General features: G+C 33.7%; 21 protein-coding genes. 8 read left to right on the top strand and 13 right to left on the bottom strand.

What is annotated here, in order from left to right; all coding sequences use genetic code 11:
• Positions 1 to 32 precede the first annotated feature (32 nt).
• The 4 genes from APR43_RS00390 to APR43_RS00405 all read right to left on the bottom strand — a co-directional run bounded on the left by APR43_RS00390 (position 33) and on the right by APR43_RS00405 (position 4,285).
• Positions 33 to 683 carry a hypothetical protein gene (locus APR43_RS00390; RefSeq protein WP_053470373.1) on the bottom strand — a complete coding sequence of 217 codons (651 nt, stop codon included), beginning with the start codon at positions 681 to 683 and terminating at the stop codon, positions 33 to 35.
• 39 nt (positions 684 to 722) lie between these two features.
• On the bottom strand, positions 723 to 1,817 hold the full coding sequence (locus APR43_RS00395; RefSeq protein WP_053470374.1) for an acyltransferase family protein: 1,095 nt from the start codon (positions 1,815 to 1,817) through the stop codon (positions 723 to 725).
• Positions 1,818 to 1,952: 135 nt separating this feature from the next.
• Positions 1,953 to 2,732: a DUF4239 domain-containing protein gene (locus APR43_RS00400; protein WP_053470375.1), complete on the bottom strand. Its 780-nt coding sequence runs from the start codon at positions 2,730 to 2,732 to the stop codon at positions 1,953 to 1,955.
• A gap of 122 nt (positions 2,733 to 2,854) precedes the next feature.
• Positions 2,855 to 4,285, bottom strand: coding sequence for an FAD-dependent oxidoreductase (locus APR43_RS00405; protein WP_053470376.1), 1,431 nt, complete (start codon positions 4,283 to 4,285; stop codon positions 2,855 to 2,857).
• A 354-nt stretch (positions 4,286 to 4,639) separates the two neighbouring features.
• On the opposite strand from APR43_RS00405, the gene APR43_RS00410 reads away from it, so the two are divergent.
• The 4 genes from APR43_RS00410 to APR43_RS00425 all read left to right on the top strand — a co-directional run bounded on the left by APR43_RS00410 (position 4,640) and on the right by APR43_RS00425 (position 8,657).
• Entirely contained in the window at positions 4,640 to 6,274 is a 1,635-nt protein-coding gene (locus APR43_RS00410; protein WP_053470377.1) for an NADP-dependent glyceraldehyde-3-phosphate dehydrogenase, read from the top strand.
• A gap of 72 nt (positions 6,275 to 6,346) precedes the next feature.
• A complete protein-coding gene (locus APR43_RS00415) occupies positions 6,347 to 6,925 on the top strand; it encodes a Crp/Fnr family transcriptional regulator (RefSeq protein ID WP_053470378.1) in 579 nt (192 codons plus the stop codon).
• Between the two features lie 227 nt (positions 6,926 to 7,152).
• Positions 7,153 to 7,650, top strand: coding sequence for a DinB family protein (locus APR43_RS00420; protein ID WP_053470379.1), 498 nt, complete (start codon positions 7,153 to 7,155; stop codon positions 7,648 to 7,650).
• A 230-nt stretch (positions 7,651 to 7,880) separates the two neighbouring features.
• Positions 7,881 to 8,657 (top strand): hypothetical protein, encoded by a 777-nt coding sequence (locus APR43_RS00425; protein WP_053470380.1) that lies wholly within the window; start codon positions 7,881 to 7,883, stop codon positions 8,655 to 8,657.
• A 379-nt stretch (positions 8,658 to 9,036) separates the two neighbouring features.
• On the opposite strand, the gene APR43_RS00430 is transcribed toward APR43_RS00425, so the two are convergent.
• From APR43_RS00430 to APR43_RS00460, 7 genes are all read right to left on the bottom strand, one after another.
• Entirely contained in the window at positions 9,037 to 9,615 is a 579-nt protein-coding gene (locus tag APR43_RS00430) for a Crp/Fnr family transcriptional regulator (RefSeq protein WP_053470381.1), read from the bottom strand.
• 94 nt (positions 9,616 to 9,709) lie between these two features.
• Positions 9,710 to 10,696 (bottom strand): VOC family protein, encoded by a 987-nt coding sequence (locus APR43_RS00435; RefSeq protein WP_053470382.1) that lies wholly within the window; start codon positions 10,694 to 10,696, stop codon positions 9,710 to 9,712.
• A gap of 7 nt (positions 10,697 to 10,703) precedes the next feature.
• Positions 10,704 to 11,339, bottom strand: coding sequence for an NAD(P)H-dependent oxidoreductase (locus APR43_RS00440; protein WP_053470383.1), 636 nt, complete (start codon positions 11,337 to 11,339; stop codon positions 10,704 to 10,706).
• Between the two features lie 63 nt (positions 11,340 to 11,402).
• Positions 11,403 to 12,260, bottom strand: coding sequence for an SDR family oxidoreductase (locus APR43_RS00445; RefSeq protein ID WP_053470384.1), 858 nt, complete (start codon positions 12,258 to 12,260; stop codon positions 11,403 to 11,405).
• Between the two features lie 130 nt (positions 12,261 to 12,390).
• Positions 12,391 to 12,969: a Crp/Fnr family transcriptional regulator gene (locus APR43_RS00450; RefSeq protein WP_053470385.1), complete on the bottom strand. Its 579-nt coding sequence runs from the start codon at positions 12,967 to 12,969 to the stop codon at positions 12,391 to 12,393.
• A gap of 95 nt (positions 12,970 to 13,064) precedes the next feature.
• Positions 13,065 to 13,526, bottom strand: a complete 462-nt coding sequence (locus APR43_RS00455; protein WP_053470386.1) for a VOC family protein — start codon at positions 13,524 to 13,526, stop codon at positions 13,065 to 13,067.
• 234 nt (positions 13,527 to 13,760) lie between these two features.
• Complete coding sequence (locus APR43_RS00460) at positions 13,761 to 15,752, bottom strand: ATP-binding protein (RefSeq protein WP_053470387.1); 1,992 nt, start codon at positions 15,750 to 15,752, stop codon at positions 13,761 to 13,763.
• 315 nt (positions 15,753 to 16,067) lie between these two features.
• On the opposite strand from APR43_RS00460, the gene APR43_RS00465 reads away from it, so the two are divergent.
• From APR43_RS00465 to APR43_RS00480, 4 genes are all read left to right on the top strand, one after another.
• Complete coding sequence (locus APR43_RS00465) at positions 16,068 to 16,712, top strand: N-acetyltransferase (RefSeq protein WP_053470388.1); 645 nt, start codon at positions 16,068 to 16,070, stop codon at positions 16,710 to 16,712.
• A gap of 108 nt (positions 16,713 to 16,820) precedes the next feature.
• Positions 16,821 to 17,015 carry a hypothetical protein gene (locus APR43_RS00470; RefSeq protein WP_053470389.1) on the top strand — a complete coding sequence of 65 codons (195 nt, stop codon included), beginning with the start codon at positions 16,821 to 16,823 and terminating at the stop codon, positions 17,013 to 17,015.
• Positions 17,016 to 17,242: 227 nt separating this feature from the next.
• Complete coding sequence (locus tag APR43_RS00475) at positions 17,243 to 17,953, top strand: hypothetical protein (RefSeq protein ID WP_240514904.1); 711 nt, start codon at positions 17,243 to 17,245, stop codon at positions 17,951 to 17,953.
• A 108-nt stretch (positions 17,954 to 18,061) separates the two neighbouring features.
• Positions 18,062 to 18,514 (top strand): hypothetical protein, encoded by a 453-nt coding sequence (locus APR43_RS00480; RefSeq protein ID WP_053470390.1) that lies wholly within the window; start codon positions 18,062 to 18,064, stop codon positions 18,512 to 18,514.
• 84 nt (positions 18,515 to 18,598) lie between these two features.
• Here APR43_RS00480 and APR43_RS00485 read toward each other — a convergent pair whose 3' ends face one another.
• Both APR43_RS00485 and APR43_RS00490 read right to left on the bottom strand, forming a co-directional pair.
• A complete protein-coding gene (locus APR43_RS00485) occupies positions 18,599 to 19,819 on the bottom strand; it encodes a DUF763 domain-containing protein (RefSeq protein WP_053470391.1) in 1,221 nt (406 codons plus the stop codon).
• 71 nt (positions 19,820 to 19,890) lie between these two features.
• Positions 19,891 to 20,445, bottom strand: coding sequence for a GNAT family N-acetyltransferase (locus tag APR43_RS00490; RefSeq protein ID WP_053470392.1), 555 nt, complete (start codon positions 20,443 to 20,445; stop codon positions 19,891 to 19,893).
• Between the last annotated feature and the right edge of the window lie 104 nt (positions 20,446 to 20,549).

The raw sequence follows: 20,549 nt of genomic DNA on the forward strand, positions 1-20,549 counted from the left end.
AGATAGATTTCGAAATGTTTTTATAAAGATGATTAACAGCAGCCTATAATATCAACTGCTTTTTTCAGTTTTTTAGAATATCCAATATAAGTCATATCTTCTTCTGAAAGTGAAATCGGGAACAAAGGTCTTTTATCATTTTGGCATTCTATAAAGACATCGTAGTTCATAAACTCATCTTTTGGCTGACCAAAAATATCATCTTTTCCTATTTCATTTTTATCAGATATATCGGTAAGAGAATCTGGATCAACCATTTCTTTAGCTGTAGTTAAAATGTACTTTTCCATTTCTTCATCATTTTTAATATGTATCAAATGATAACCATTTGCTATGTATCTTGTTTTAAAAGATTTTTCATATATCAATTCACCAATGCTGTTAAAAATTTGAAATACTGATGTTGTCTCATTTATATTTCCCTTTGGAACAGTAATAATAAATTTATCATCAGTTGACAAATCTGAGAATTTTGCAGACAAAGAATCTTTAAATTCTTCTTTGATCACAGTATTAACAGGATCAAAATATACTTCTGCCGACGGGTGTGCAACGGTTAAAGTATCTTTTTTGGATAAAGTATCGCTTACAATTGCAGTTTTTTTGATTGGCTTTTTTTCAACTTTATTGCAGGCATAAAAAAGTAAAACAGATAAGAAAAAAATCAGCGTATTTTTATACATATTTAAGTATTTGAATTGAGTTTTAATATTTTAAATAACTTATTTAACCGCTTTTCCATTCCATTTCTCACTCAAATATTTTCGAAGCGGAATATCATAAAAAAACATTACTAAATAAGCAAATGCAACCAACAAAATCGTTCCGGAAATAGTAATAATAGTAAGCTGTAAAGTATCTGGTTTATGCGAAGTATAATAATTGCCAAACATCCACAAGGCGGCATAATGCGTCATGTATAACGGATAAGAAATCTTTCCGGAAAATACGCAGATTTTTTTAAGGTTTGGTGTTAGTTCTGCACCCGCGCCCAAAGCAATTAACAAAGGAAAATAAAACAAAACTACCAAAGGTTCAGACAGCCAGTTCCATTCTGAAGATGGCATTACGAAAGCCATAAGCAAAAATATTGTCAGGCTGATAAACCCCAATTTGTTTTTAATAACCCAGTTACAGCGATAAATAAGCAAACCCGCTAAAAAAGAATAAGAAATTCGGGCGCAGCCATCCCAAAATGTCGGACCGCTCCAGCCTCCCAATAAATTATCTGAATTATAAGCCACATAGCAAATTGCCAAAGCAGCCAGAATTGTTAGAATTTGAAGGTAAAATCGATTAATGCGACACAGTACAAAAGCATACATAATATTTGCAATATATTCCCAAAAAAGCGACCACGCCGGAGCATTAAAGCTGAACAAATTAAAACCACGATCAGCAATTACAGGCAGCGGAATAAGAAATAAAGAACAGATAAAAGTTAGAATAATTTTACCCGTACTATACAATTCTGGATGACCACCAAAAGGATCAAACAAAAACGCCAGTAAACCTAACACAGAACCTATAATTACAAGTGGATGAAGCCTAATAATTCTCGAAATAAAAAACTTACGAAGCCCCATTTTTGCTATACGATCATCATAAGCATAACCAATTACAAATCCGGAAAGACAGAAGAAAAAATCGACCGCCAAAAATCCGTGTCCGATAAAATTTTGGGCAGGATCTGTAAAAACCCATTCCATAAAATGAAAAATCACAACCGCAATCGCAGCAATGCCTCTTAGTCCGTCGAGAATTTCAAAATGTTGTTTCGTTTGCAGGTTTGATGCGGTAATTGTATTCGTATTCATTTTAATGTATATCCGGTCATATTAAACTAAAGGCGTCGATAAAAACACACGCGTGCTTTCATGGCAATATATGTAAAATTAGCTTGCCAAGTAACCAGAAAAAGACAAAAAAATGATGATAATTGTTAGAAAAAACTACTTAAAATTATTCCTTAAACCGATTATCGTTTGATTAGGTACATCAAGATTTACAAAACCTCTGCGGGGTCTGTCTAAATCAAGTGTAAATAAAATTACTAACGATACCAAAAGACAAAAACCAATTTGAACTAACCAGTCAATTTTACCTTTAAGCCCTTCAGAATATCCAGAATAAAATGCAATTATCATAGACAGAAAAAACAGCATCACTAAAATACTTTCGGGAACTTTTGCTTTTTCTCCGGATAGGCGGGAAGTAGTAACATCAATCAAGTCGTTAAGTGCAGGAATCATTTGCTGTGTTGCGGCGAGATTAGCCGGATCTTTTGAAAGAGTGGTCGCACGTTTCCATAACTTCGCAGAAATAACCTGTGATAAACTATCAGCCTTTAAAATTCCTTTTACATTGGGCCCAACTTTATAGTACGAAATTCTTGTTTCTACATAATCCTTAAAATCTTTTCGGAACAATGCCCGCGTTGAATCCGGATATAAATCACTTCTCAATATAGCGGTACCAATGATATTGGATTCTTCAACCACAATTTTTCTTCGGGAATCGTAACGATCGCTGCTCATGCTAAATGTAAATGCCAGTAAGAAAAAAAGCAAGGCAATAAGTGAAGATGTTTCTGTCGTTTTTTCTTCTTCAGGGTTTTTCTTCCGAATATGATTTCCGGCTACTTTTCCAATAAAACTTGAAATAAGCATTAATACAAAAAGCAATAGCGCAATTACCCACGCTTCAGTTTGATAGAGAATACCTGTATCCATACGATTAGCTGTTTTTTAGAAATAATGAAACGACTGAATTAACAGAAAAAGACTCTCAAATATAAAGAAAAAAATGTAGGAATTAACTATGAAGCAGCAAGTTGTAATTTGCAGTTAGTTTGTCAGGCTTCTTTTTTCTTCAAACATCGTCCTCTGGGCTCATCACCTTCATGAAGGACAATATCAGAATGTAAAAATTGTGCAGCATCTGCAGAATCTTTTACTTTGGCTGCACTGCGTTCTAACATTTCTGCTTCAAACTCTGTTAATACACTTTTCCTGATTCCGGATTTTCTCCATTGCGATAAAGGTTTACATCTTTTTGCAATTGCTCTGGCAAGTGATAATGCATCCAGCAAAGCTTGATTTGCACCTTGTCCTTTAAACGGACTCATTGGGTGTGCTGCATCTCCAATCAATGTTGATGAACCTCCTTTATCTAATAATTCAGAATCGAGTAATTGACGGTCGTAAACAGGATATCCCGAAATCTGAGTCGCTAAAGTTGCTTCTAAAATTTGCGGAATTGGATCGTGCCATTGTGTTCTGCGGCAAGCTTCTTCTTTTAAAGCTAAAGGTCCAAGAGCGCTTAAAGATTTTGCTTCGTCTTCAGACATTGGAAAACTCAATTGCCACATTACAGAATCTGAAGTATACGGCATGATATAGATTCGCTCATTTCCATTTGCAGTTTGAAATACAGTTGCAGAATCCAGTAAAGAACTATCAACTCCTTCAAGCGCGCTTAAAGGGCAAATTCCCAATATTACAATACAATCTAAATAACGTAAAGGTGTAATATCATCGCCAATTAAAAGCTTTCGAACCGAACTGCGAATACCATCGGCACCCACAATAAGATCGGCTTTGGTGCTTTTTATTTCACCATTTACCAAAAAATTTATGTCGAGACTTTCATCCTCACATTCTTTAAAATCAACTAATTGATGTCCCCATTTTATAACATCATGTCCGCCAAGTTGTTCTAGTAATTCTAAGCGAAGCGATTGTCTTGCGATATGCACATTAGAACGTTTTGCAGCTACTTTAGCATCAGTCTGCAGCCATTTTCTAATTCCCCATTCGCCAACTACTTTTCCTTCGGGAGTATGCACTAAATGTCGTGTAGAAACTACGCCGTCTTTTAATGAAAAAATACCTAAACCTTCGATCGCTTTACTGGCTTGCTGCAAAGTAAGTCCGTAACCCTGAGATCGGGCAGCGAAGTTGTCATCGCGCTCATAAATAGTAAAAGGAATTCCGCGGTGTAAACAGGCAACAGCAAGTGCAGTTCCGCCAATTCCGGCACCAATAATAGCAACGTGAGGGTAATTTTCTGTATCCGGTTCGGGAAAAAAGTTAGATTCAACTAATCCAGATCCGTTGCAGTTCAAACATTTGTATAAGTTAGCCTTAGGACGAACAGGAGGAGTTCCATTGCCTTGTGTTTTTTCAAATTCTTCGAATGCCGTTTGGTAATTAAGCCGTACTTTTTTGCTAAGTCTTCGACTTTTTTTACCACGACCTTGGCATTCCGGGCAAGTAGTCCACATATTCGTTTGTTTAAAACTAAATTTTTGTACCAAATTTAGAATGGGCAAATTTAGAGCGAAATTAGTATATACACAAATTCAATTTTTTATTGAAGCACAATCGCGGTTCTATTTTTTAAATATCAATAATTTTCAATACCAAATTAGCGAAATAAAATAAATAAGATTTTTTCTATAGCTGTAAGGTGTTGAATTCTTTGGTTTTATAAAAAAGGTATATTGATTGCTTATGAATTGAAACTGATAACAGAATTTTAACATAGTTCTGCTTAACATTCCTTAATTTGTTAAGGAAATAAATTAAAAACCAAAAACGAATTTTATTAAAATTAATTCCCAATTAAACATTTGTATATGGAAAATTTAAAAGCATCCTTAACGGCTATTGACGGCCTTTTTACAGCAGAAAATCTAATCCCCCAAGAATATCAGATTTCAGAAATCCATCAAAGAGAATATCTCTTAAACGGTAAATTAGTTCCTTGGAACGGAGACGTTACGGAGGTTTTTTCTCCCGTTTTTGTGAATGGAGCAGACGGACTTAAACGTAAACTTGTTGGAACAATTCCGCATACTTCTGCCAAAGAAGCATTAGAATCACTTGACGCAGCGGTTGCAGCTTACGACGACGGACAAGGCGTTTGGCCAACAATGAGCGTTGAAGACAGAATTAAATGCATGCAGAAATTTGTGTATTTAATGATTCAGCAGCGTGAACTGGTGATCAAACTATTAATGTGGGAAATTGGAAAAAGTCTTCCGGATTCAACCAAAGAATTTGACCGAACCGTGGAATATATCAATGCCACAATTGACGCCCTAAAAGATTTAGACAGACAATCTTCAAGATTTGAAGAAGCAGAAGGCGTTTTGGCACAAGTAAGACGATCTTCTCTGGGTGTTGTTTTGAGTATGGGACCATTTAATTATCCTTTAAATGAAATTTTTACCACGCTGATTCCGGCCTTAATAATGGGAAATACCATTTTATTTAAATTGCCTAAACATGGTGTTTTAGCACATTACCCGTTATTGAATGCCTTTAAAGAAGCATTTCCTCCGGGAACGGTAAACACACTTTACGGACGAGGCGCAGAGATTATTTCTCCATTAATGGAAAGCGGAAAAGTAAATGTATTGGCTTTTATTGGGTCAAGTAATGTCGCAAATGGATTAAAGAAATTACATCCAAAAGCCAACAGACTGCGTTCTATTTTAAGTCTTGATGCAAAAAATGCAGCCATCGTAACCAAACACGCCGATATAAATGTGGCTGTAAATGAATGTTTACTCGGCGCATTATCTTTTAACGGACAACGTTGTACAGCATTAAAATTAATTTTTGTACAAAAAGATGTTGCCGATGAATTTGTTCAAAAATTGAGTGAAGCTGTCGCAGCCTTAAAACCTGGACTTCCGTGGGATAAAGATGTAAAAATTACACCGCTTCCGGAATTTGATAAGCCGGCTTATCTTAAAAATTGTCTGGACGATGCTTTGGCAAATGGAGCAAAAATTATAAATGAAAACGGAGGATATACCAATAATTCATTCGTATTTCCGTCTGTAGTTTATCCGGTAAACGATAAAATGAAATTGTATCACGAAGAACAATTTGGGCCAATTATTCCGGTTGTTCCTTTTGATTCTATCGATGAACCAATTAATTACCAAATTAACGCATCGCACGGAATGCAGGTGAGTATTTTTAGTGAAGATCCGAGAGAAGTAGCAAGTTTAATTGATCCGTTTGTGAATTTGGTAAGCCGTGTAAATATCAACTGCCAGTCACAACGCGGGCCGGACGTTTTCCCGTTTACCGGAAGAAAAGACAGCGCAGAAGGAACTTTATCAATTTCTGATGCATTGCGTTCGTTTTCAATTCGTTCGCTTGTTGCCACGAAAGCTACAGACGCCAATAAAAAATTGTTTAACTCAATTGTAAGAGATCACGATTCTAATTTCTTGAGTACAGATTATATATTTTAATAGAAAACGAGCAATTGTATTATCTTTGTTAGGCTAGAAAAATTAGCTTTTTAAAGTTTTTATACCCAAGATATGTTTGAAGTTTTTGCCAAATATTTACTGAATCAGATACAATTAAGTGATGAAGAATTAGAAATGATTCGGGAAGTTACCGTTGTACGCAAACTTAGAAAAAATCAATACCTGCTTCAGGAAGGCGATATCTGGCGTTTTAATGCTTTTATAACAAAAGGCTGTTTGCGAACGTATAGTGTAAATGATAAATCGAACGAACACATTATTAATTTTGCTATTGAAAATTGGTGGATAGGAGACAGAGAAAGCCTTCTTAACGGAACGCCTTCGCGATTTAATATCGATGCGATTGAAGACAGCGAAGTATTATTGATAAGTAAAGATAATTTTGCAATGCTTACCAAAAGTATTCCTCAATTTCAGGATTTGGTGAACCTTATTATTGAAAGAAGTTTTGTCGCAAGTCAAAACCGAATTAACAGCAGTATCAGCCATTCTGCAGAAGAAAAGTATAAAAACTTTATGGAAAAACAGGCTCATATTGCCTTAAGAGTTCCGCAGCATATGGTCGCTTCTTATTTAGGAATAACACCTGAAACTTTAAGTCGCATACGAAAGCAGACTTTGAAGAAATGAGTTTATAATTGATGTTAATTGTTAATTGTGAATGGTTAATTATTAATTGTTAATACTGAATATTTTAAAAGGGTAGAAAACTGGTGTTTTCTGCCCTTTTTTTATTTTAAATAAACATGCGCTAAAAACCTTGATTAAAGTCAATTTGTTTGATATTATATATCAATGTTTTCCAAAATTAGAAACAAGAACTTTGTAACATTTATAAATAATTAAACCATTGTATTATGTCAAATTTTAAAAGCGATGAAGCGCTCTTGTTAACTACTAAACTTTATATAGGAGCGTGGCTTTTATCTAACAGAAGATTACACAATTTAATTATCAAACTTTCTGAAGAAGAAATCTACAAAGAAATTTCTCCCGAAAGAAACCGTGGAATTTATCTTTTGGGGCATCTTATTTCAACAACTGATACCATGATTGAGTTATTAGGTTTTGATAAAAAAAGATATCCTGAACTCGATCCTATTTTTGTTTCTGCTCCGGATAAATCGGGTAAAATTTTTCCTGATTTTGAAGTTTTAAAACAAAACTGGGAAAAGATAAATGCTGTTATGTTAGAGCATATCGAAAATATGTCGCCGGAACAATGGCTTGAAAAACACGCTTCTGTAAGCAAAGATGATTTTAAGAAAGATCCAACACGAAACAAACTTAATGTTTTGATTAGCAGAACCAATCATCAAAATTATCATTTAGGACAATTGGTTTTGTTATTATAATATTTATATCAATTGCGTTTTTGATATAAAAAAAAATATGAATTTATGTGCCTGTGTAATGCAATTTTATAAAATTACTTTATAACTATATTGCATTTATAATTTTAATAGCTAGTTTTATTAGACTATTTAAAATCATATTTACAAAGCCAATCCATAATCGATTGGCTTTTTTTATATTTGTTTAAAACTAATTTTATATAAGTAATTTAAATAAATACAAAGTCAAAATGAACATTGGTAAATGTAAATTATGTTTAAAAGAGGATGTAGAATTACTTAGTAAATCACATATCATTCCGGATTTCTTTCATGTTGGTCTAAAAAATGAAAAGGGAAGATATAGTTTAATTTTACCAGATAAGTATATAAAAGGAAGAAATCAACATTTAAAAAATCCATTTGGAGCGATGTTTGAATCAGATTTACTTTGTGCAACATGTGATAATAAAATCATCAGTAGTTATGAAACAGCCTTAAACTCTATGCTAATCGAGAATGAAAATAGTAACTGTGATTTCGAATATGGCGGGAAAAACTTTAAGATTTATAAAAACATTGATTACAGGAAATTAAAATTAGGATTATTATCCATTTTATGGCGAGCTTCAATTGCTAAAAATGAAATGTTTGAACAAATAAACATTCGTACGGAGCATGAAGAAAAATTGAGGTTAATGATTTTAAACAATGATGCCAAAGATGTTGAAGATTATCCAATATTCATATATTTATTTGATAAAGATGACGAGAAATTAATTACGAATCCTAGATTTCTTGATGATAATCCAAACCAAAAAGCACAATTTATAATAAATGGATATATGTTTATATTTATCATTGGGAAAGACTCTACATTTAAATTATCCTCATCCGTTCCTAATAATTCAGGAGAAATATTTTTGGAAATAAAAGAAGAAAAATATTTAAAAAATCATATGTGGGAACTTGTAGAAAAGACAAAAGAAAAATTGAATAAATTAAATTCAAATGAGAATAACTACTAAAAAATGCTATTACTAACTATTTGATTACTAAATGATAATTTTATATCTAAAAAAATCAAATGAGCATTCTTATAAATTGAAAATATTCCAAAAACCTAATAAATACTATGGTTTTATATAAAATTCTTTGAGCTGGACTATAAAATGCATGTTATTTTTGAAAAATAAATTACATGAATACCTGCGATAAAACTTCCTCAAAAGGCTTTTAGGATAAGTTTTTAAATTATGGTTAATCTCATGGGTATTCACAAGAATTATGTAAACTTCTATTTCTTAACTTGAAGTAAAAAAACAAAATACACATTTCATTTTAGTATTGTGTACATTTCATTTTTTCGGTCATACAAAAAACTATGTTCCTATGTGTTTAAAATAATTATTTTTTGGCAGTTTGATTTCTAATTCTGCTAAGTGTTTCTGCAGAAATTCCAAGATAAGAAGCAATCATGTGCTGTGGAAATCTGGGATGTACATCCTGAAATTTATCGAGGAAATTGGTATATTTTTGTTCCGATGTTAAACTGATATTCGACAAAACCCGATTTTGAGATTCTATAAAACTAATTTCAAACAGCTTTTTCATGAATTTTGAAAGATCTGGAATTTCAGTTAAAAGCTTTTCAAAATTTACTTTCGAAATTAATATTACTTCAGAATCTTCCAGAGCATCAATATTTAGATTTGAAGGTATTTCAGAAGAATAACTTTCCATATCGCCCGTCCAGGAATTCTCCAAAGAAAAATCAATAATATGTTCAACACCGCGATCGTCTACACTATACGTGCGTAAAAGCCCTTTTAAAACAAAAGCATAATAACGCCAAATTTCACCTTCCTGCAGCAGAAATTTTCTTCTTTTAATATTTTTATGAATAAGAGTTTCCTGTATTAATTCAAATTCGGATTCAGAAATTTGAAGTTTCGTTTTTAAATAATCGAGAAAATCCTGAGACATAAGAATGAGTTTGGGTAAAATTATCGATTTTGATTTATATAATAAAAAAATCCCGCCATAAAGCGGGATTTTAAAGTTAAAAGGATTTTGATATTTATTTTTTTAATCCGTCGATAAAAATGTAAAGCGATTTAATTTTGTTGTTTTCTATTGCAAAAACATCCTGACCAGTAATGGTATCGGGTTTGCTTTCTGGACCAAACTGCCAAAAAAGGCGTGCAATATTATTATGGGTTTCAATTGGTTTTGCCAAAGAAAATTTAAATCCCGGATGTTTTTTCTGAAGATCATCAATAAACGGATTCAGGTTAGCAGTTCCGTTTAAAATAAAAAACGGATCTACAATATTCACATCTTCGGTATAAATCAGTTTGAAGTTTTTGGTTCTTTTCTCTACATTTTTTTCGCCCCAAGTTGCCAAATGCAATTGAAGTAATTTTTCTACTTCATTTACAGCCGTAATTTTGGTTGTACTTGTGATAGCAAAAGATTCTCCGGCCAATTTTGGCGACCATAATTTAGTCTGCGGATTTTCTTTTTCATACGCTTTTCCGTTAGGATACGAAACCAGTTCAAACTGCGCTCCCCAAGGTGCTAAAAAATAAACCCAAGATTCGCCAGCAGTTGGTCCCGCAGTACTTACATTAGGATCACTCAAAACAGTTATCCCTTTTGATTTAAGATATTTTACGCTGTTATTAATATCATCAGTATAAAAAGCAGTATGATTCCAGCCAAGATCATCTCCGTAAGGCACTTCTTTATTTCCCTTTGGCGATTTGTATTCAAATAATTCAATATTAGCTCCGTCACCGGCTCTCAGCGATACGATTTTTTCAACCTGAGCGCCAGAGTGAATTTTGTATTTTTCTCTCCAGGCATCATCAAGTTCAAAAGGGCCAATTTCTGTTACAGGCGTAAATCCTAAAATATCTTTAAAAAAAGGAAGAGCCGTTTTCATGTCAGGAACCGTAATTCCAATGTGTTCAATGCCTTTAACTACAGGAGTTTGAGCAGATGTGTTTTGCGAAAATATAGTGGTTAGCGTTAACATATAGATTGTTTTATAAATTGTTTTCATTTGTTTATTATTTTATTTCTGTTAGAAATTCCGAGATTGGTTTTCTAACCTTTTTTGCTTTTAAATTATAATCGTTGGTTTCGTCTCTGTAGCCTAAAGCCAAAAGCATGGAACTTCTCAGTCCTTTTTCGGGCAATCCTAATAATTGATCTAATTGTGCGGGATTGAAACCTTCCATTGGTGTTGCATCAATTTTTTCGAGTGCGGCGGCGGCTACAGAAAGTCCAAGTGCAATATGTGCCTGTTTTGCGGCGTGATGGAAATTTTCTTCTTTAGTGAAATTTCCAAAGTAACTAATGGCGAAATTCTTCTGACGTTCGGTTACGGTTTCTTCCTGATTTCTTTGTTCGTTAAGATGTTTAAAAACACCATCAATTCTTTCCGGCGTATAATTATCCCAGGCTGCAAATACCAATAAATGTGAAGATTCAACAGCTTGCGGCTGATTCATGGCGATAGGCAGAATTTGCTGTTTAAGCTCTTGATTGCTGATCGCGATGATTTCATAAGGCTGTAAACCAATTCCCGAAGGTGCAAGATGAGCGGCTTCAATTATGCGTTGTACAATTTCATCCGGAACTTTTTGGCCTGTCATTTTCTTGGCTGCATAACGCCAGTTCAGTGCTTCTATAATAGATTTCATAGTAGTTATTTTGAAGAGTGAATAAGGCTTTACGAGTTTTGCAAAGCCTTATTTTTAGTTGAATTAGTTGCTGTAAGCAGAAAGCCATTTCGCTTTAATCTCCGCTCTTGCAGTAATAAATTCCTGATCTGTTCCCTGAGCGATAGCGTCAAGTGGTAAACGTAAAGGGCGTGTACCTTTTTCCATGTTTACAAGAGACAAAATACCGTCGGCAATAGTTTGAGGATTCATGTCATATTGTGCCATTTTTCCATAAAAAGCACCACCAAGAGCGTTGAATTTAGCGGCAGTTTCTTCGCCGTATTCAGCAATGATATCTGCTTTATCAGCTTGAAGACCTGATTTTTGACCGTTGTTCATTTCTGTTGGATAAACGCCCGGCTGAATACTTACGTTTTCAATTCCAAATTCGCTTAATTCATCCTGAATTCCTTCTGTAATACTTTCTACACCAAATTTAGAAGCTAAATAAGGTCCCATAAAGGGTAAAGTGTGACCGCTTGCGCCAGAAGTAAGGTTGATAATTAGACCATTTTTAGCTTTACGCATACTTGGCAAAACGGCTTGATACGTACGAATAACACCGTAGAAGTTAACTTCGAACATGTTTCTGATCTGGTCTAAAGTCCAAGATTCCCAAACGCCATATCCGGCAACTCCGGCATTGTTTATAAGCACATCGATTGTACCATGTTTGGCTAAAGTTTGTTCGAATGCTTTTGTTACAGACTCGTCGTTTGTAACATCAATATCAACTACTTCAACATTTGGCAAAGCTGCCAGTTCTTTTGCAACGGCTTCGTTTTTACCGTTTGTTCCGCGCATACCCGCAATAATGGTATGACCAGCATTTGAAAGCGTGATTGCAGTTAATTTTCCAAATCCTGTACTTGTTCCTGTAATAAAGATTGTTTTTGACATTTTGTATCTATTTTAATTAGTGAAATATTTATAGTACAAAGTTGCGTCAGGAACACTCGTTAAGTCATTGATGTTTATTACAAAAAATCTTGACATTTATCAAGAGAATGGAAGAACGGGACGTATTGTTTTATTTTTTATAAGCTAATTTCCTTATTCTGCTTAGGGTTTCGGGGGTAATGCCTAAGTAAGAAGCTAACATATGCCTCGGAACACGATTGGCGAGCTGTGGATAAAATTCAAGAAAATGAAGGTATTTTTCTTCGGCGGTATAACTAATATCGGCCTGAATTCTTTTTTGGGTGGTATTCATACTTTTTTGAAGTATGCTGCTTATGATCGAACTGAAGGTTGGGATTTTTTCGCAGATTTTATCAAAGTCGTCTTTATGTATTAAAAGAACTGTTGCGTTTTCGATGGCTTCGATATTTAGTTTGGAAGGTGTTTCGTTTAATAAACTTTCACGATCGCCAGTCCACCAATTTTCGATTGAAAACTGAATCGTATGTTCGATGTTATCAGCATCTACAGAATAACGTCTGACGCAGCCGTCGCAAATAAAAGCGTGAAAATTCCAAACATCGCCTTCTTTTAAAACCAGCTGATGTTTACGGAACTTTTTAACATTGCTGACAGATTCTATAAACGCCCATTCGTCATCAGACAGAATAGCTTTACTTTCGATATATTTTTTAAATACACTAAACATAATTACAAAGATATAGTATTTATAAACGGGTTAAATGAAATAAAAAGGCCGGAATTAGAGATTAATTCCGGCCTTAAATTATAATGTTATGATTGTTAGTTTCCGATAAGAGTATTGGTCTGGAAAATGTTTATTTTATTTCCGTCAACATCTGTAATCATGGTACATAACATTTTATCTCCAGCCAGATATTGTTCTTTCCATACAAAATTGACTCCTTTTTCTTCAAGTTCTTTTGTAGCAACTGCCAGATCTTCAACCTGCAAAACAATTGATTTATTGCCAAGCGGAATTAAATGAAGCGGAGCATCGGCAAATAAAGCTTCGATTCTTTCGGGATTTGGAATATTCAAAAGTTCGATGCGCATTCCGCCAGCTTTTAGAATAGCGGCTTCTGCAGATCCAGACGGAATGGCAAATGTTGTACGGCTGACTAATTTGAAATCAAATATTTCTGAATACCATTTAATGGACTGATCGATATTTGAAACCGTAAAAGCAATATTGTAAAGAGAGAAGGAGGCAAGTCCTGTTTTATTTGCAGTTGTATTTTCCATGTTTAGAGGATTTTAAAAATTTGTGTTTTCAGTAATGTATTTTATGATACAAATTTCAAACAAATCTTATTTTAAAACATTGACATTTGATAGGAAATGTATTGATGTAGATCAAGAACATTTGATAAATTAATGATGGATGCGAAAAAATAGGCAATTAAAAATTAAAAGCTGCCACTCAATATTTAATCTATGAATGACAGCTTTTAATTTTTAATCTTTAATTTTTTAAAGCTATTTAATATCCTTTAAAATCGCAATGATTTCAGTAATTTCACTGCGTAAGGTATTTATTTTACCAACCGTTTCGGGACTAAATTCTCCCAGATTGGCTTCTTTCTCAATAATAGAGACATAATTGCTAAGATCCTTCAGCAAAAAAATATCTAAACTGGATTTCATAGTATGCGAAATTTTTTTGGCAGTATCAACATCATTTTTATGAATAGCTTCTTCCAATTGCGTTACTTCATTCGGGATTTTTTCTAAAAATAAATGAATCATATCTTGTCGAAAATCAGGATCTCCGCAGGAAACTTCATCTATAAAAGACAAATCGATATTTCGTTTTTGAGTAAGCGGAATATCTTTGTTCATTACAGTTTTTATTGCATCTAAAAGTACAGCCTGTTTAAAAGGTTTTGGAACATAACCATTCATTCCTTCCTGATAACAGCGTTCTTGTTCGCCAACCAAAGAGTGCGCTGTCATGGCAATAATAGGAATATTCAGCTTCATTTCATTTCTAATGTACTGCGTAGTTTGATACCCGTCTTTAACAGGCATCTGAAGGTCCATTAGAATTAAATCGTATTTATTTTTTGATAATAATTGGATTCCTGCTTCACCATTTTCGGCAATATCGACTTCATAACCAAAGTTGTAAATAACGCTTTTTACCAATTTTTGGTTTAAAACATTATCCTCACAAAGCAGTATTTTATATTTATCCTGATTATGTTCCGGTAAAGCTGTTTTTATTTCTTCAACATCATCAGCTTTTTTATAAGTAAGAGTGAAGAAAAATTCTGAACCGTGACCCAGTTTACTTTTTACCTGAATCTCAGAATGCTGTAATTCAATTAATTGCTTTACAATATTGAGTCCAAGTCCTGTACCGCCAAATTTTCGTGTTGTACTTTCTTCTGCTTGTGTAAAACGTTCAAAAATAGTTTTAAGCTTCTTTTCAGCTATTCCAATTCCGGTATCTTTAACAGAGAATCTAAGCGAATAATTATCAGCTGTTTCAGCAGTCTTTTTTACAGAAACGGTAACTTCGCCTTCTTCAGTGAATTTAAGGGAGTTTCCGGCAAGATTCACCAGTATTTGATTCAGTCTTCCCTGATCGCCAATAACCATTTCCGGCATATCGGCATCCAGGAAAAGATTAAATTCGACATTGGCAGGAACTTTTACCTTTAATAAATCATAGATATGCTTAAGGGTATTTTTTAAATTGAATGGATGGGCATCGATAGTCAGGTTTCCCGATTCGATTTTGGATAAATCCAGAATATCATTCACGATTAAAAGCAGGTTTTCTTCTGCAATTTGGACACTATTAATATAATCGCGCTGAATAGTATCAAGCCTTGTTTGGGCAAGAAGATCCGTAAAACCAATAATAGCATTTAAAGGCGTTCTGATCTCGTGACTCATATTGGCCAAAAAGCTGTCTTTTGCTAATACGGCACGTTGCGCAATTTTTTTCTGCGCAGCAAGTTCAATATTTTTAGTTCTTAATTCGAGTTGATTGATAATATGCTTTGCTACAATCGAAAGCGCATTTTTTTGATTTTCATTCAGTTCTTTCGAAATGTGATCGATCGCGCAGATAGTTCCAATATTATAACCTTCAGGAGTTGTAAGCGGGATTCCGGCATAGAACCTAACTTTAAAACCATCGACTACATTAGGATCGTCTTTAAATCGTTCGTTTAAATGGGTATCGCCAATTTCAACCATTTCGGAATCTAAAATAGTATAACGGCAAAAACTAATTTCACGCGGCACTTCAGATACTCCAATTCCAATTTCAGATTTAAACCATTGTCTGGTTTCATCTATAAAAGATATGTGTGCAATAGGCACGGCACATATATAAGAGACTAATTTGGTAGCATCGTCAAATATATGCTCAGGAAGTGAGTCCAATATATTATAACGTTTTAATGCTGCTAAACGTTCTGTTTCGTTGTGTGGTAGAGGTTGTTGGGGCTTGCTCATTCTAATGAAAAGTAAAATGCAAAAATAGAATAATATTAAATAAAACTCGTCAGCTTGTTCTTAAATCTGTCTGTATCAGGAAGAAAATTAGATTATGATGTTTATGGATACTATTAAATCAAAATGATAAAAACGTATCATTTTGAGAAGTATTTTATAAACGCCACTATTTTGTGTTTTTAATACAAAATGCTTGTAAACAGAGAGTAATGTTTGGTTTTTAATTGTAATACTACATTTGGTCTCTAATTTGAAAGACGTGTTTGAATTATAGAATTACGCTTTATTACTAAATTAAAATGCGATAAATCAAATATGAAAACCCAAGAACCGCCCGTAGATTTTTCAGACAAAGATTTTCTGTCTGCCTCCATTTTAGATAAAACCAACTTATTTTCCCACAATCAAAATCCTGAAGATCCAATTGAATTTTGGGTTGAAACAGCTAATTCCGATCATATTTTTTGGGTTCAGGAAATTTGCGACATGACATTATCATCTGCTTTAGCGCGCGGAACTGGAATTTCCGGACGGTCGCCGGAACTTCTTAAAGAAAAAATAGAAAAAGGTGAAGCTGTTATTGCTTTTGCATTAGACGGAAGATGGGCCGGATTTTCTTTTATTTCTTCCTGGGATAATGGCCGTTTTGTTTCAAATTCAGGTTTAATAGTGGCTCCCGAATTCAGACATACCGGACTTGCAAAAAACATTAAAAGAAAAATTTTTGAGTTAAGCCGTCAAAAATATCCCGAAGCCAAAATATTCAGTCTTACTACAGGTTTGGCAGTAATGAAAATGAACCACGAACTCGGTTTTGAACCCGTTACTTATTCCGAATTAACTACCGATGATGTTTTTTGGGAAAACTGTAAATCCTGTGTCAATTGTCCGATATTAAGCAGTAAAGAAAGAAAAAACTGTTTATGTACGGCAATGTTATATGATCCGAAGAAACATTAAGATTTAGCTTGTTTGGTAAAAAGTAAGATCCTGTAACTTTTAAAAATGATTATATAAGTGTTTGATTTTGAGTTTAAGTAATTTTAATAAAATTTAAAACTTAGAGTTATGAATGCAAAAAATCCAAATCCGAATAACACTCCAAAGAGTGGTTCTGATAATCGAAGTGACATGAGAAAACATCAATATAAAGATCATGATGAAGTTTTAACAAACGACGAGAAATATGATGTTGATACTCATAAATTTAAAGGTAAAGAACCTGATTTTGACGATAAGTTGAACAACGAAGAAAAAAAATAATTTTAAAACGTCTCAAATTCATGTTTGAGACGTTTTTATTTTGACTTCATAATAATTGTTTACTAACAATAATGACAATGCTTTGCTAAGTATTCAACCAGACAGCAGTTTATATTTGTTAATAAATTTTGCGAAGTAAAAAAAACTATGGTTTGATTTTTATAGATTTGCAAATCTATAATTTCCAAAAATTAGTTTTTTGGAAACAATTATAAAAGCCAAAGACAATGAAATCCGTTACCTCAATATTTTTATTTTTAATATTCGGTTATTCAAATTGTTACTCTCAATTGAGCTCAGATCAAATATGGGAAAGCTTTAAACAAGGAGAACGTACCAACTGCTCATCGATTGCTTTAATCAAGGCCGCTTTAAATATTTACGGGTTAGACAATCTTTTTATAACTCAGAAAATAAACGAAAACGAGCAAAAAATTACACTAAAAAATAATGCTTCCTTTACTCTAAAAAGTGCTGAACTCGATAAAGCCAGATTTTCTGCCGGGTTTGTTTTGATTAAAGATAATTGTGAGGCCGAAGCCATAACAGACTATGCAATACTGGCTTACGCAGTAATGGCAAAATACAAACAGATTATTGACAAAGATGCCACTTTTGATAAAGCACTGGAAGATTTAGAAGATGGTGAAGTTTATACACCAACTATTTATAAATATCTGGGATTTGAAAAAGGCAAACAAATTCAAAAATTAAAGCGACAATCCGGAAATGAATTTTGCGGCGTTGTGGCCTGGTCAAACGCACATGCGGTGTTTGTTTGCGAAGAATTTATGGATTATTACGGCAATAAAAAGAGTATTTGGATAAAATATCCGGGAAGATTTAGAATTATAAAGTCGCCAGACGATATAAGAAATAGTCATCAAATCGCCGAAATTCCTAAAGATACTCTTACTTATGATGACGAAATTGAATGATATTACACTCATTGTTAAAGTTTTCTAAAAAAAAGAAATGAAATAAGTTGTGATTTAAGTTAATTTATATATTTTTGTCACAACCAACAACTAATTTACATCTACAAAATGAAGAGCAAAATTATACTATTATGTGCCCTTTTCTTCTTGACGACTGGCGCTATCATGGCACAAGCAAAAAATGCCCCAAGAAGTATCATCAGTACAACAGCCTTAATTCGTAAATACCACGATCAAAAAGAATTAAGCGGAATGCAAAAAGGTGAACTTTTAGAATTGTACATCGAGCGTATTAAAGTTTTAGTGAAAACTCTTCCTTACATCGCATTGGTTACAAAACCAGGAGTTACTATGGCAGATTTAGGTATTCCAGACGATGGAGACCACAAAAAAATCTTAGATAACCAAGCAATTGGTACTTCTACTTTCTTAGATACTACAGTAGAATTTCAAAGAAAAATGATGCCTTACTCTGATAAAGGAAACCTTATCGCAGCAATTTTATTCTACGAAAACACATTAAAATCTTTACACGAATTCAACGACTTGAACGAAATGTAATAAACATACAAGTTTGAAAAAACTAAAAAAACTCCAAAGTCATTTGATTTTGGAGTTTTTTTTATGCTGTTTTTGAATTAAATCTTAAAACAATTCCAGTTGATTATTGGGATTTGAAGGTTTATTTTTTGGAGGTTTTGCATCGCCAAAAATAGTTCTTCCGCCATATTTATAAGATTCATCACGTTCTTTTTGAATCAAAGCATCAAAATTATCATTGGGCGTAAAACTTTCTTCGGCTTTTCTGGAGATTTCAGATAGCTTTTTAATCGCGTCTATTTTATCGCTGTTTCCAATTTTAGCACGATTAATGGCTCTTTGCAAAGTATCGATAGTTTCATCGTATATTTTTACAGGAACAGGAAACGGATGTCCGTCTTTTCCGCCGTGAGCAAATGAAAAGCGTGCAGGATCTTCAAATCGGGTAGGAGTGCCGTAAATAATCTCGCTAACCAAAGCTAACGACTGCAAAGCTCTTGGTCCCATGCCTTTTAAAAGCAATAATTCCTGAAAATCTTCGGGCCTGTTTTCGTGCGTTGTCCACAGCATTGCTCCAAGTCTTTTCATATTCACATCTTCCATTCTAACATCATGATGCGCAGGCATAGAAAGATATTGCATTTCTTTCATGATTTTTGCTGGAGATTCTTTTGATAATTCTAAAATACCTTCTCTCGATTTTTCTGCCGCCTGAGCCGTAAGATTTAAAATAGTACCTTGATTTTCGCCATAAATAAAAGTATGTGGCTCATTTATAAAAGATTTTAAATCCTGCGAATGCCAATGGTATCTTCTGGCAGTTTTAGAATCTGGATTCATTCCCTGCTGAATAACCGCCCATTGTCCTTTATTATCTACAATAAAATTATGCTGATACAATTGAAATCCGTCCTGAATAGCCGTGTTGTCTACTTTAGCCGTAAGTTTGCTGCAATTGGCGAGATTGCTTCCGTCAAGCCCTGTTTTTTCGCCCACAAATAAAAGTTCCTGCGGTGTTAAAAGTGAATGTTTGCCTTTGCCGCCGCAAATGTATATTCCGAGTTCTTTTGAATGCGGGTTTACCGATTTTTTTAAGGCTCCAAGTACAGAAGTTGTAATTCCTGACGAGTGCCAGTCCATTCCCATAACAGCGCCAAAACTCTGAAACCAAAAAGGATTGCTGAGTTTACTTATAACTTCGGAAGTTGAAAATTCCATAGCAATCGTTTCAACAATTGCAAAGCCAAGTTTAGCCATACGTTCAGATAGCCATAAAGGAACTTGCCCATAATGTAATGGAAGATCTGCTGTACCGGAACGTTTCATGGAATATTGAGTTTTTACAAAAATACGAAAAAAGACGTTAGTAATAGTTTGCTGTTCAAACCATTAAAGAACTACTTTTCGTCCCATTCTCTTTTTAGCATTGCATATTGAAATTCGCTTCCCCATTTTCCTTTAAAAAATATATTTTCAATAAAATGTCCTTCTTGTCTAAAACCAATAGTCTTTAGCAGATTAATTGAAGCAATATTTTCTGCATCAACAATTTCGACTACGCGGTGAATTTTTATTTCATCAAACAAAAATGATAAAATCCCCAAAAAAACTTCTTTAGCATAACCTTTTTTTTGTTCCAGATGTGAAACCGTGATTCCTATTTCGGCAATTCTTGGATCATATTCGTCAAGTTTTATGGCGCAGTCACCAATAAGTTTTCCTGTTGTGCGATTTTCAATTCCGTATTGTACCCATTCTCCGGCTTTGCCAAAATACTTACTCGAATTATCTGTAATAAAATCTTCTGCCTGTTCCATTGTCATAACATCAAAACCCTGATATTTTGTAACTTCTGGATTGGAACGATAAATAATAAAGTCTGATAAGTCAGATAATGTTAAATGTCGAATAATAAGCTGCGGAGTTTCTATATGTAAAGGTTTCTCGATCATTTAGTTATCTAAAGTTTTAAGATGAATTTTGATTAAATGAAAGTAGGCCAATTTCATTGAATTTACAAATTGGAAAAAAAATAATTATAAAAAGCGAATGTCAT

The organism is Flavobacterium sp. NLM, from assembly GCF_002210235.1.
In the GTDB taxonomy this organism is placed as follows: domain Bacteria; phylum Bacteroidota; class Bacteroidia; order Flavobacteriales; family Flavobacteriaceae; genus Flavobacterium; species Flavobacterium panici.

Coding starts and splice junctions, on each gene's coding strand:
- APR43_RS00490 (WP_053470392.1), bottom strand. CDS start 20,445: ATGATCGAGAAACCTTTACATATAGAAACTCCGCAGCTTATTATTCGA.
- APR43_RS00455 (WP_053470386.1), bottom strand. CDS start 13,526: ATGGAAAATACAACTGCAAATAAAACAGGACTTGCCTCCTTCTCTCTT.
- APR43_RS00415 (WP_053470378.1), top strand. CDS start 6,347: ATGTTTGAAGTTTTTGCCAAATATTTACTGAATCAGATACAATTAAGT.
- APR43_RS00450 (WP_053470385.1), bottom strand. CDS start 12,969: ATGTTTAGTGTATTTAAAAAATATATCGAAAGTAAAGCTATTCTGTCT.
- APR43_RS00465 (WP_053470388.1), top strand. CDS start 16,068: ATGAAAACCCAAGAACCGCCCGTAGATTTTTCAGACAAAGATTTTCTG.
- APR43_RS00430 (WP_053470381.1), bottom strand. CDS start 9,615: ATGTCTCAGGATTTTCTCGATTATTTAAAAACGAAACTTCAAATTTCT.
- APR43_RS00405 (WP_053470376.1), bottom strand. CDS start 4,285: ATGTGGACTACTTGCCCGGAATGCCAAGGTCGTGGTAAAAAAAGTCGA.
- APR43_RS00440 (WP_053470383.1), bottom strand. CDS start 11,339: ATGAAATCTATTATAGAAGCACTGAACTGGCGTTATGCAGCCAAGAAA.
- APR43_RS00395 (WP_053470374.1), bottom strand. CDS start 1,817: ATGAATACGAATACAATTACCGCATCAAACCTGCAAACGAAACAACAT.
- APR43_RS00475 (WP_240514904.1), top strand. CDS start 17,243: ATGAAATCCGTTACCTCAATATTTTTATTTTTAATATTCGGTTATTCA.
- APR43_RS00445 (WP_053470384.1), bottom strand. CDS start 12,260: ATGTCAAAAACAATCTTTATTACAGGAACAAGTACAGGATTTGGAAAA.
- APR43_RS00485 (WP_053470391.1), bottom strand. CDS start 19,819: ATGAAACGTTCCGGTACAGCAGATCTTCCATTACATTATGGGCAAGTT.
- APR43_RS00435 (WP_053470382.1), bottom strand. CDS start 10,696: ATGAAAACAATTTATAAAACAATCTATATGTTAACGCTAACCACTATA.
- APR43_RS00410 (WP_053470377.1), top strand. CDS start 4,640: ATGGAAAATTTAAAAGCATCCTTAACGGCTATTGACGGCCTTTTTACA.
- APR43_RS00420 (WP_053470379.1), top strand. CDS start 7,153: ATGTCAAATTTTAAAAGCGATGAAGCGCTCTTGTTAACTACTAAACTT.
- APR43_RS00460 (WP_053470387.1), bottom strand. CDS start 15,752: ATGAGCAAGCCCCAACAACCTCTACCACACAACGAAACAGAACGTTTA.
- APR43_RS00400 (WP_053470375.1), bottom strand. CDS start 2,732: ATGGATACAGGTATTCTCTATCAAACTGAAGCGTGGGTAATTGCGCTA.
- APR43_RS00480 (WP_053470390.1), top strand. CDS start 18,062: ATGAAGAGCAAAATTATACTATTATGTGCCCTTTTCTTCTTGACGACT.
- APR43_RS00425 (WP_053470380.1), top strand. CDS start 7,881: ATGAACATTGGTAAATGTAAATTATGTTTAAAAGAGGATGTAGAATTA.
- APR43_RS00470 (WP_053470389.1), top strand. CDS start 16,821: ATGAATGCAAAAAATCCAAATCCGAATAACACTCCAAAGAGTGGTTCT.
- APR43_RS00390 (WP_053470373.1), bottom strand. CDS start 683: ATGTATAAAAATACGCTGATTTTTTTCTTATCTGTTTTACTTTTTTAT.